Source organism: Acidocella sp. (assembly GCF_027352905.1).
GTDB lineage: Bacteria > Pseudomonadota > Alphaproteobacteria > Acetobacterales > Acetobacteraceae > Acidocella.
Genome location: NZ_DAIEIF010000009.1, coordinates 1 through 11,171 on the forward strand (window position 1 = coordinate 1; position 11,171 = coordinate 11,171).

The 11,171-nt window shown below is 70.6% G+C and carries 10 protein-coding genes and 1 pseudogene; 4 read left to right on the forward strand and 7 right to left on the reverse strand.

Features of this window, described 5'->3' with window-relative positions; genetic code table 11:
* From M7H45_RS00690 to M7H45_RS00705, 4 genes and pseudogenes are all read right to left on the reverse strand, one after another.
* Positions 1-632: pseudogene (locus tag M7H45_RS00690) on the reverse strand (hypothetical protein); the annotation flags it as partial.
* Entirely contained in the window at positions 629-2,059 is a 1,431-nt protein-coding gene (locus M7H45_RS00695) for an FMN-binding glutamate synthase family protein (RefSeq protein ID WP_298213683.1), read from the reverse strand. The pseudogene M7H45_RS00690 and the gene M7H45_RS00695, both read right to left, overlap by 4 nt.
* Positions 2,060-2,086: 27 nt before the next feature.
* Positions 2,087-3,472 carry an ATP-binding protein gene (locus M7H45_RS00700; protein WP_298213685.1) on the reverse strand — a complete coding sequence of 462 codons (1,386 nt, stop codon included), beginning with the start codon at positions 3,470-3,472 and terminating at the stop codon, positions 2,087-2,089.
* An 8-nt stretch (positions 3,473-3,480) separates the two neighbouring features.
* Complete coding sequence (locus M7H45_RS00705; protein WP_298213687.1) at positions 3,481-4,770, reverse strand: penicillin-binding protein activator; 1,290 nt, start codon at positions 4,768-4,770, stop codon at positions 3,481-3,483.
* A gap of 41 nt (positions 4,771-4,811) precedes the next feature.
* Here M7H45_RS00705 and rsmI point away from each other — a divergent pair, with 41 nt between their 5' ends.
* A complete protein-coding gene (gene rsmI / locus M7H45_RS00710) occupies positions 4,812-5,684 on the forward strand; it encodes a 16S rRNA (cytidine(1402)-2'-O)-methyltransferase (RefSeq protein ID WP_298213689.1) in 873 nt (290 codons plus the stop codon).
* Here rsmI and pdxH read toward each other — a convergent pair.
* The gene (pdxH, locus tag M7H45_RS00715; RefSeq protein ID WP_298213691.1) at positions 5,644-6,222 is read right to left on the reverse strand and encodes a pyridoxamine 5'-phosphate oxidase; all 579 of its coding nucleotides are present in this window, start codon (positions 6,220-6,222) and stop codon (positions 5,644-5,646) included. The genes rsmI and pdxH overlap by 41 nt on opposite strands.
* A 102-nt stretch (positions 6,223-6,324) precedes the next feature.
* Here pdxH and fabI point away from each other — a divergent pair, with 102 nt between their 5' ends.
* The 3 genes from fabI to M7H45_RS00730 are packed head-to-tail and all read left to right on the forward strand — an operon-like array spanning position 6,325 to position 9,221.
* Positions 6,325-7,167: an enoyl-ACP reductase FabI gene (gene fabI / locus M7H45_RS00720; RefSeq protein ID WP_298213693.1), complete on the forward strand. Its 843-nt coding sequence runs from the start codon at positions 6,325-6,327 to the stop codon at positions 7,165-7,167.
* Positions 7,167-8,246, forward strand: coding sequence for a chorismate synthase (aroC, locus tag M7H45_RS00725; protein WP_298213696.1), 1,080 nt, complete (start codon positions 7,167-7,169; stop codon positions 8,244-8,246). The genes fabI and aroC overlap by 1 nt, the downstream gene beginning before the upstream one ends.
* A 36-nt stretch (positions 8,247-8,282) precedes the next feature.
* Positions 8,283-9,221 carry a hypothetical protein gene (locus M7H45_RS00730; protein WP_298213698.1) on the forward strand — a complete coding sequence of 313 codons (939 nt, stop codon included), beginning with the start codon at positions 8,283-8,285 and terminating at the stop codon, positions 9,219-9,221.
* Between the two features lie 9 nt (positions 9,222-9,230).
* Here M7H45_RS00730 and M7H45_RS00735 read toward each other — a convergent pair whose 3' ends face one another.
* Both M7H45_RS00735 and mutT read right to left on the reverse strand, forming a co-directional pair.
* Positions 9,231-9,998 (reverse strand): molybdopterin-binding protein, encoded by a 768-nt coding sequence (locus M7H45_RS00735; RefSeq protein WP_298213700.1) that lies wholly within the window; start codon positions 9,996-9,998, stop codon positions 9,231-9,233.
* Positions 9,995-10,993 (reverse strand): 8-oxo-dGTP diphosphatase MutT, encoded by a 999-nt coding sequence (gene mutT / locus M7H45_RS00740; RefSeq protein ID WP_298213702.1) that lies wholly within the window; start codon positions 10,991-10,993, stop codon positions 9,995-9,997. The genes M7H45_RS00735 and mutT overlap by 4 nt, the downstream gene beginning before the upstream one ends.
* Positions 10,994-11,171: the final 178 nt, after the last annotated feature.

The window sequence follows — 11,171 nt, forward strand, 5'->3', positions numbered from 1 at the left end:
GGCACCTTCAGCCAGCGTAGGGCCAGCGCGGCATAGGCCATCAGCACGAAGGGCATCGTCTCCGGCGTCATCCAGATGGCAAAACCGCCGGAAACACCGGCGAGAAAGCCGAACCCTATATCCTCCCGCGCTGCGCGGAGCACGCAGCCAACGGTGAGCGCGATGAGCACCAGCAGCGCCACATGGTAATGCACCACACCTGGCAGGGCGATGCTGGCGAGGGCGGGCAGGATGGCAGCGGCAACGGCGGCGATCCAGAGATACCGACGCAGCGAAACCGGCTCGACCGCCCAGGCCAGCGATACACCCAGCGCTCCCACCCCCAGCGGCCCCAGCGCCACCCCGGCGGCGAACAAGGCCCGGTGCCAGCCGAGAAACGGCGCCAGCGGCGCCGCCAGCAGCCAGATCACCATGTCCAGCAGGCGCGACCATTCCACCATCACCCCCGCGCCGGACTGATCCCCGGCGACGGTGACCACCAGATGCCCGGCCCGCACCCCCTGCTCGATGCGCAGCAGGCGCATATAGGAATCCGGGTCTTGCAGATGTCCCGCCAGCACGGCGGGCCATTGCCCCCAGCCGAGCAGGATATCGAGCCCCGCCGCCAACAGAAAGAGCAGCGGATAGGTCAACTGGACTGCGCCCGGAACCCGCCGACGCCGTTTTCCACGGCGGTGACATGGTAGGGGGCGAACTGGCTGGGGTCGGACAGGCCGCAGCTATGGGCGATGCTCTCCACCTCGTCGCGCATCCGCAGCGCGTAGCGCGAGACGCGCACCGCCTTGTCCGCCGGGTCCAGCCCGTGGATCAGCCGGGGCACGGCGGCGGTGACACCGGTGGGGCAGCGGCCGGAGCCGCATTTCATCGCCTGGATGCAGCCGAGCGCGAACATGAAGCCCCGCGCGGAGGAGACGAAATCCGCCCCCATGCACAGCGCCCAGGCCACCTTGTCCGGCGTCAGCAGCTTGCCGGAGGCGATGATGCGGACCCGCTCCCGCAGGCCGTGCTCGTCGCGCAGCGCCGCCACATAGGGCAGCGCCTGGGTGATGGGCAGGCCGACATAATCCGCCAGCGACTCCGGCGCCGCGCCGGTGCCGCCCTCGCCGCCATCCACCTGGACGAAATCCGGGCAATGCTCCGGATGCGCGGCGCAATCGGCGAACCATTCATCGACGAAGCCGGGATCGCCCACCACGAATTTCACCCCCACCGGCCGGCCGGTGATGCCGCGCACCCGCGCGATGAACGCCCCCAGCCCGGCGATGTCGCCGATATCCCGGTGCCGGTTGGGGGAGACGGAATCCTGCCAGACGGTGATGCCGCGAATCGCGGCGATCTCGGGCGTCACCTTATTGCCGGGCAGAATGCCGCCCTTGCCCGGCTTGGCCCCCTGGGCGAGCTTGACCTCGAACATCTTCACCTGCGGATGGGCGGCGATCTCGCGCAGCCGCGCCTCTGAGAGTTGGCCCTCCGCGTCGCGCACCCCGTATTTGGCGGTGCCGATCTGCATGACGATATCCGCGCCGCCCTCCAGATGATAGCGGCTGAGGCCGCCCTCCCCGGTGCTCATCCATATCCCCGCCAGCTTGGCGCCGCGCGAGAGCGCGGTCACCGCCGCGTGGCTGAGCGCGCCATAGGACATGCCGGAAATATTGAAGAAGCTGGAGGCCGGGTATGGCTGGGCGCAGGCCCCCGGCCCGGCGGCGATGCCGATCAGCTTGCCGGGGAAACCCGTCTTGTCCTCCTCCAGCACCGGAAAGGCGGCGTTGCGGAAGACAAAGCCCGGCACGGCCATGGAGCCGAAGCTGATGTAATTGGAAACGCCCTTGGCCGAGCGGTACACCCAGCTGCGCTCCATCCGGTTGAAGGGCCGCTCCGCCCAATCCGGCAGGTATTGATACTGGCGCATATATTCGCCCCAGGTCTCGGCGAAATAACGGAAATGGCCGATGACCGGAAAATTGCGCAGCACCGTGTGGCGGGTCTGCCGCTTGTCGTGGATGTAAACCGCCGCCAGGGCGAGAACCGCCAGCGCCAGGATGACCGCCGCGATGAACATCTTTTTATCTCCCCTTTGAACGGGCGTTCATGGCCCGGTTTTATCGGTCTGGCCCGGCGGGCCGGGCAGCCAGACCGTGAATACCGTTCCCCGCCCCGGCTCGCTCTCGATCAACAGCCGCCCGCGATGGCGGCTGACCACGTGCTTGACGATGGCGAGGCCGAGCCCGGTGCCGCCCACGCTGCGCGAGCGGCCCTTATCCACGCGGTAGAACCGTTCGGTCAGGCGCGGGATATGCTCGCGGGGAATCCCCGGCCCCTCATCCGCCACCGCCACCCATACCCCGCCGGGAGGCAGGCGCTCATCCGCCCCGGCCCCGGCGCTCAGCCGGATCTCCCCGCCCGGCCTGCCATATTTCAAGGCGTTGTCGAGCAGATTGGTGAAAAGCTGGGCGAGCTGGTCGGCATCGGCGGGAATGGGAGGCAGATCGGGCGGCAGCGCCACGGCCAGCCGCGCCTTGTGCGCCTTCACCATCGGCTCCATCGCCGCCGCGATCCGCTCGAGGAGCGGCGGCAGCGCCAGCATCTCGCGCGGCGGCGAGTGCTCGGAAATCTCGATCTTGGAGAGGGAGAGCAGATCGTCGATCAGCCGCTGCATCCGCCCCGCCTGCTCGGCCATGATCTGCAAAAACTGCCTTTGCGCCTCGCGGTCATCCGCCGCCGGGCCGCGCAGCGTCTCGATGAAGCCGATGAGGCTGGCGAGCGGCGTGCGCAGCTCATGGCTGGAATTGGCGATGAAATCCGCGCGCATCTTCTCCAGCGCCCGCTCGCGGGTGCGGTCGGAAACGAGCAGATAGGCCGGCCCGCCCACCGGGATGAGCGTCGCCTCCAAATCCCGCGCCACCGGCACGGTCAGGCTGATCTCCCGGCGCACCGGCTGGCCCTCCCGCAGGGCTTGCGCCAGGGCGGCCCGCAAGGCGGGATGGCGGAGGAGGGCCGCGGTCTCGCCGCCAAAAGCGGAGATCGCGCTGCCGTTGCGCCAGATCACGCGCCCCTCCCCGTCCAGCTTGAGCAGCGGGTCGGGCAGGCGCTCGACCAGGGCGCGCGCCTCGGCGGCGCTCGCCATCCCGCGCCGGCGCGCCAGGCGCTCGGCCTGGATCAGCCGCAGCGCCTCGGTGCCCAGCTCGCCCATGCCGGGCAGGCGCAGGCGCGGCGCGGCGGGCGGGGTGTCGGGCGCCGCGCGCAACTCCCGCACCAGCCGGGTCATGGCCAGCATGTCCCGCGCCAGCAGCACGGCGAAGCTCGCCGCCACCAGGGTGCACGCCGCCCAGGCCGCCGCCGCCCAGGCGGGGCGCAGCGCCCCGGTGAAGGCGAGCAGGGCGAAGACGAGGCTGGGCGCCGCCGCGAGGGCGAGGAACAGGGCGAAACCGGCCGGCCCCGCCCTGTCCCACCCGCCCTTGCCCGGTGGCGCCATGGGCCGGGTCAGGGCTGGGCGAGGCTGGTGGGGGCCGGGGAAACGACGCTGGGCTGGCCCGGCGTGACGGCGAACACCGCCAGCCCCCGCTTCACCGTGCCGTCAGGCTGCAAGACCAGCAGCCCGTCCGTTCCGGTAAAACCCGAGGGCGCGGTGAGGGCCTGCACGGTATAGCCGCCCGAGGCCGAGGCCAGCTTGGCCAGGGCGGCGGCGTCGAAGCCGATATCGGCGATGGCGGGCGGCGCGGCCCCGTAGGCGGCGCTGTATTTGGCCTGGAAGGGCGCGGCGGCGGCGGGGTCCGGCCCGGCGTAGAGCGCGCCCACCAGCGTGGACTGGCCGGCCATGGCGGTGGCGAGACTGGCCCAGAGGCTGGGGCCCAGCAGCTGCACCTGCGGCGGCGTGACCCCGTAATAGGGCAGAAAATTCGCTAGCTCCGCCAGGCTGGTGCCATCCGTCGCGCCGATGAAGAGCGCGTTGAAGGGCGGCGGCGCCACCTGCTGGCGGGACAGCTCCCGCGCCTTCTGCAAGCCGACGGCGGTGCCGGAGTCCTTGGCGGCCTTGATCTGCGCCATCAGGCTCGCCCCGCGGCTGTCCCAGCTGGAAACCTGCCGCACCGCCTGATTCAGGCTGGAAAATCCCTGCTCGTAATAGACGATCTGCGGCGAGGGCTCGCTGAGCGTCGCCGCCTCTTGCTGCAAGGCATCCGCCAGGTGGCGGCCATAATCGGAATCGGGCAGCAGCCCAGCCAATTGAGTGCGCCCGGTCTGCGCGGCGTATTGTACCACGCGCTGCACCTGCTCGGCCGGGGTGATGCCGAGCGGCCATATGCCGGGTGCTCCCACCGTGCTGTCATTGGTGAAGGCCAGCATGTTCACCCCGGCCTGCTTGGCCACCGGCGCCACGGCCTTGGTCTCCGCCGCGGTCAGCGGGCCGAGAATCACGCCATCCCCGGCGGCGAGACCCGCCTGCGCGGCGGCCACCGCCCCGCTGGGCGTGCCGCCCGTGTCGCGGATGTCCAGCGCCGGTGTCTCGCCCGCCGGCACGGCGAGCTTGGCGGCGTTGACCAGCACCTGCCCGACCGGCGCCAGGCTGCCGGAGAGCGGCACCAGCAGCAGCATATTACCGCTGGTCTTGCCCATGTTTTGCGGCGCGGACGCCGAGGGGGTAAGCCCCGTGGTGGAAGGCGTTCCGGAAATCTGCGGGGCTTGGCCCGCGCAGCTCGCCAACGCCAGGGTCACGGCGAGGCACAGGCATGAGCGAAGATACGGCACCAGGCGCAATTGACAATCCTCCATCATCGGGCCCTCCCGCCGCGCGCGGCGCGGGCCTGCCCGCCCTTGTGCTGGTTTCCACGCCAATCGGCAACCTTCAGGATTTATCGGCGCGGGCGCGGGAAAGTCTAGCCGGGGCGGACGCCATTCTCTGTGAGGATACCAGGACGAGCGCCGTGCTGCTGCGCGCCCATGGCATCGCGCGCAAATGCATCGCCCTGCACGAGCATAACGAGACGGCGGCGCTGCCCGGCCTCATCGCGGCGATGCGGCGCGGCCAGCGCTTCGCCCTCATCTCCGATGCCGGCACGCCCCTGGTCTCGGACCCCGGCTACCGGCTGGTGCGCGCCGCCATCGCGGCGGGGCTTACCGTCTCCGGCGTGCCGGGGCCGAACGCGGCGGTGCTCGCCCTCACCCTCTCCGGCCTGCCGCCCCAGCCATTTCTTTTCAACGGCTTCCCGCCACCCAAGCCCGGCCCGCGCCGCGCCGGCCTCGCCGGGCTGCGCCGGGCGGAGACGGCGGGGCTGCGCGCCACCCATGTATTCTACGAGGCGCCGCACCGGCTCGCCGCCTTTCTGGCGGATGCGCTCGCCGCCTTAGGCCCGCGCCCGGCGGCGGTGTGCCGGGAACTGACCAAGCGTTTCGAGGAGATTCGCCGCGCCCCCCTGGACGAGCTGGCCCGCCATTACGCGGCCCATCCGCCGCGCGGCGAGATCGTGGTGGTCATCGGCCCGGCGGAGGAGGAAAAACCGGATGAGGGAGGGCTGGACGCGGCGCTGGGCGCGGCGCTTGAGCGCGGCCTCAGCGTCAAGGACGCCGCCGCCGCCGTGGCCGCCGCCACCGGCCTGCCGAGGAAGGAGGTCTACCGCCGCGCCCTCGGCCTCGCCACGGCGGAGGACCTCACGGATATAACCGGCCCGTCTCCCAGCCCTGGGGGGTGAGCCGGTGGATCACCCGGTCGTGCAGGCGGAAATCTACCCCCTGCCAGAATTCGAAATAATCGGGCGTCAGCCGCCAGCCGGACCAGAAATCCGGCCTCGGCACCGGCTGGCCGGCGAAGCGCTCCTCCATCTCCCGCAACCGCGCCTCGAAGGCGGCGCGCGAGGCCAGCGGGCGGGATTGCTCGGAGGCCCAGGCCCCGAGCTGGGACAGGCGGGGGCGGGTGGCGAAATAAGCATCCGCCTGGGCGGCGGGCACCGGCGCCACCTGGCCCTCGATCCTGATCTGCCGGTGCACGCTCTTCCAGTAGAAGAGCAGCGCCACGTTGGGGTTGGCGGCCATCTCGCGCGCCTTGCGCGAGGCTAGATTGCCATAGAACACGAAGCCGCCCGCATCCCATTCCTTCAGCAGCAGCGTCCGCGCCGCCGGGCGTCCGCCCTCTCCCACCGTCGCCACCGTCATGGCGTTGGGGTCGCTGGGCTCGGTGCGGCCCGCCTCCGCGAACCACGCGCCAAATTGCCGGAAAGGGTCGTCGCTCATGGTCTCGCGCGCTCCTCGCTGGGTTGGGTCAAGCTTGATGCCAGCCATATCCTATGCCACCACCATCCGCCAAAGACGAGAGCAGCACGGAGAAACCCACCCATGTCCGAGACCGAGACCGGAGCGGCCCTGCCCCGGGGCAATCTGATGCAGGGCAAGCGCGGCATCATCATGGGCGTGGCCAATAACCGTTCCCTCGCCTGGGCCATCGCCCGCGCGGTGGCCGCGCAAGGGGGGGAGATCGCCTTCACCTATCAGGGCGAGGCGCTGGAAAAACGGGTGCGGCCCCTGGCGGCCTCCATCGGGTCCGATTTTCTCATCCCCTGCGATGTGGGAGACGACGCGGCGATCGACGAAGCCTTCGCGGCGCTCAGGCAGAGATGGGAGCGGATCGATTTTCTCGTCCACGCCATCGGCTTCGCCGACAAGAATTTCCTGCGCGGGCGCTTCCTGGACACGCCGCGCGCGGTGTTCCAGCAGGCGCTCGACATCTCGGCCTATTCCTTCGCCGCCGTCTCCCAGCGCGCCGCCGCGATGATGCCGGCGGGCGGCGCGCTGCTCACCCTCACCTATCTCGGGGCGGAGCGCTGGATGCCGCATTACAACGTGATGGGCGTGGCCAAGGCGGCCCTGGAAGCCTCTGTGCGCTACATGGCCGCCGATCTCGGCAAGGACCGCATCCGGGTCAACGGGCTGTCCGCCGGGCCGATCAAGACGCTGGCGGCGAGCGGCATCGGCGATTTCAGCTACATCCTCAAATGGAACCGCTATAATTCGCCGCTGGGCCGCAATGTGGAGCTGGAGGAGGTGGGCACCTCCGGCCTCTATCTGCTCTCCGACCTCGCCAAGGGCGTCACCGGCGAGATCCATCACGTCGATTGCGGCTATCATATCGTCGGCATGAAGAATCCCGACGCGCCCGACCTCGCCATCGCCAGCGAATAATGTCCTTCAACAGTTTCGGCCTGCTGTTTCGCGTCACCACCTGGGGGGAGAGCCATGGCCCCGCCATCGGCGCGGTGGTGGATGGCTGCCCGCCCGGCATCCCGCTGGGCGAGGCGGATATCCAGCCCTTCCTCGACAGGCGCCGCCCCGGCCAGTCGCGCTTCACCACCCAGCGGCGGGAGGCGGACGAGATTCGCATCCTCTCCGGCGTGCATGAGGGCCGCACCACCGGCACGCCCATCTCCCTGCTCATCGAGAATACCGACCAGCGCTCGCGCGATTATGAAAACATCGCGGCGCGCTACCGGCCGGGCCATGCCGATGTGACCTACGACCTTAAATACGGCCATCGCGACCCGCGCGGCGGCGGCCGCTCCTCGGCGCGGGAGACGGCGATGCGCGTCGCCGCCGGGGCCATCGCCCGCAAGGTGCTGGGGCCGGGCGTGGTGATCCGCGGCGCGATGGTGGCGCTGGGCGCCCATGGCATTGACCGCGCCCGCTGGGACTGGGCGCAGGTGGAGGCCAACCCCTTCTTCTGCCCGGATGCCGAGGCGGCCCGCGCCTGGGAGGCGGAGCTGGACGCCATCCGCAAGGCGGGTTCCTCCATCGGCGCGGTGGTGGAGGTGGTGGCGGAGGGCGTGCCCGCCGGGCTGGGCGCGCCGCTCTACGGCAAGCTGGACGCCGAGATCGCCGCCGCGCTGATGAGCATCAACGCCGTCAAGGGGGTGGAGATCGGCGAGGGTTTCGCCGCCGCCGCCCTGCGCGGCGAGGAGAATGCCGATGAGATGCGCATGGAGGGCGGCAGGATCGCCTTTCTCTCCAACCATGCCGGCGGCATTCTCGGCGGCATCGCCACCGGCCAGCCGGTGGTGGCGCGGTTCGCGGTCAAGCCCACCAGCTCCATCCTCATACCCCGCCGCTCGGTGAGCGCGGCGGGCGAGGAGGTGGAGATAACGACCAAGGGGCGTCACGACCCGTGCGTGGGCATCCGCGCCGTGCCGGTGGGCGAGGCGATGCTGGCCTGCGTGCTGGCTGATCATTGGCTTCGGCATCGCGGCCAGACGGGCCGGGGGGATTAAGCCTCCGTTAACGGCTGCCTCCCTAAAGAACGGGCCATGACCTCACCCTCGCTCAACGCGCCCGCCCCCCTCGACCTGCCCGGCGCGAGCTGGCTGACGGTGGGGGCCATGCTCGCCGACCTCGCCTTCGAGACCGACCCGCTCGGCCGCTTCACCAATCTGGGCCCCGGCCGGGCGCTGGGCCGCCCGGCGGCGGAATGGCGCGGGCAGGAGCTGGCGAGCCTGCTGGATACCGGGTGCGAAAGCCTGCCCGGCGCCGCCGAGCTGCGGGACATCATCACCACCGTCTGCACCGAATGCATGGCCTGGCACGGCCAGTTGCGGCTGAACGTGCCGGAGGGGGCGGGGCGGCTGCACCGGCTCTCCCTGGCGCCCCGCTTCGCCGGCGGGCGAATCGCCGGCACTTACGGGCTGCTTTTCGACCTGGAAGCGCCGGAAATCGCCCTGCCCGACCGCCACCGGGAGGAGCTGGAGGCCGGCTACCGCCTCGCCGCCGTGCTGGATGTCGAGACCGGGCTGTGGACCGCGAGGGTGTTCGGCGAGGAAATCTCCCGGCGGCTGGACCGGCTGGATGTGGAGGAGCAGCCGGGCACCCTGTTTTATCTCGGCTTCGCCAGCGCCCCGGCGGAGCTGCGCATGGCGGTGGCGATGCGCCTCGCCGAGGAATTGCGGGACATCGTCCGCCCCACCGATCTCCTGGGCCGGATCGACGAGACCACGCTCGGCCTCTGGTGCGACAATATGGACCATCTCACCGGGGGCGAGCGCGCGGCGCGGTTCTGCGCCACCCTGCCGCCCTTGCTGCCGGAGCGCACGCGCCTCACCGTGGGCGTGGCCCCCCGCTGGGCGGGAAGGGGGGAGGATGCGAGCGTGGTCATGGAGCACGCGATGATCACGCTGCGCCTGGCGCAGCTGGCCGGGGAGCGCCAGCCGGATGAGGCGGTCAGCAGCTGGAAGGTCTGGCAGAGCGATTGAGCCGCGCCCTCAGGCGGCGGGCTCGCCCTGGATGGGCTGCGCCCCCTGCGCGGCGATGAGATCCGTCGCCTCGCGGATCGCCGCCTCGATGGCGGGCAGATCCGTGCCCTTGGCCACCAGCGCCACGCCCCAGACGCCATCCTTCTTGAAGGGATAGCTGCCGAGATCGAGCTCCGGGTAGCGCGCCTGGATGGCGGCGAGCCCGGCGGCAATGCCGCCCTCCACCACGCCGAAGCCGTGCACCGCGCGCATCTGGATGGGCGTGCCGCGCGGCAAAACGGGCTCCAGCGCCTTCATCATCGCCTGCATGATGCGCGGCACCCCGGCCATGACATAGACGTTGGCGATGGAAAAGCCGGGGGCGATCGAAGCCTCGTTGCGGATGGGCGCCGCCCCGCGCGGCATCATCGCCATGCGCTGGCGGGCGGCGTTGTAGCGCTCGCCCATCACCTGCTTCATCTCCCGGTCGGTCTCCTCGTTCAGCTCCCAGGGCACGCCGAAAGCGGCGGCGATGCATTCGCTGGTGATGTCGTCATGGGTCGGGCCGATGCCGCCGGTTGTAAAGAGCAGCTTATAGGAAGCGCGCAATTCATTAACCGCTCTTATGATTCGTTCCGGCACATCCGGCACCACCCTCACCTCCTCCAGCTTGATGCCGAGGGCGGCGAGACGCTGGGCGATGAACTGCACATTCGCGTCCTGGGTGCGGCCCGAGAGGATCTCATTGCCGATGATGAGAATGGCGGCGGTGGGGTTGGCGGTCTGGGCCTGGGTCACAAAAAATCCCTCAACATCGGTATCAGCGGACGGTCGGCGGCGGGCATGGGATATTCGCTCAGATCCTGGGGGGCGGCCCAGACCAGCTTCTGCCCCTCGCGCCCGCGCGGCTCCCCCTGCCAGCGCCGACAGAGAAATAACGGCATCAGCAGGTGAAACCCATCATAAGCATGGGAGGCGAAGACGAAAGGGGCGAAATCCTTGGGATCGGTCACCAGCCCCAGCTCCTCGCGCAATTCCCGCGCCAGGGCGGCCTCCGGCGTCTCGCCCGGCTCCATCTTGCCGCCGGGAAACTCCCACAGCCCTGCCATCTTTTTGCCTTCCGGGCGGCGGGCGAGCAGCACCCGGCCCCGCGCGTCGATCAGCGCCGCCGCCACCACCAGCGTCACCGTCCGGGCGGGGGCGGCGGGCGCGCTCTCCGCCGCGCGTTCGAGGCTGAACAGCTTGACCGGCAGCCTTTGCCCGGGCCGGCAGGAGAAAACCCGGTGGCCCTTGCCGGTCTGGGTGAAGCCCAGCTGGCGGAGCACCGCCAGCGAGCCGTCATTATCCGCCGCCACCACGGCGGTGAGCTGGGTGAGGGAGAGGCTGGCGAAGGCCCAATCGGTAAGGCGGCGCGCCGCCTCCAGCGCGAACCCCCGCCGCCAATGCGCCCGGCCGATCCAGTAGCCAAGCTCGGCGGCGTGGCGGGTCTTGTCCAGCTTGAGGCCGATACAGCCCACCAGCGCCCCGGTCGCGGTCTCGACGATGGCGAATTGCTCGGCCCGCCCCGCCGCGCGGTCGCTCGCCGCGGCCTCGATCCATTTCGCCGCCTGCGCCTCCGGATAGGGGAAGGGCGCGTCCGGCACGCGCCGGCAGATATCCCAATCATTGATCAGCCGGTGGAAGGCCGCCACCTCCCCGCCATGGGGCGGACGCAGCGTGAGGCGCGGACCGCGCAGCACCGGCCCCGGCGGCAGCGCGAGAGCGGGCGGCGGCGAATCGAAGAGGTCTGGCATGCTGGACGCAGTGTAACCCGCTGTTGATTTGACCGCCAGGACTGGGCAAGCATGCGCGCATGAACGCCGCAGAGGATCGTCATCATCGCGCCATGGCGGAGATGGGCCAGCGCGCCCGCGCCGCCGCCGCCCGCCTGGCGCAATGCCCAGGCCCGGCGCGGGACGCGGCGCTGCGCCA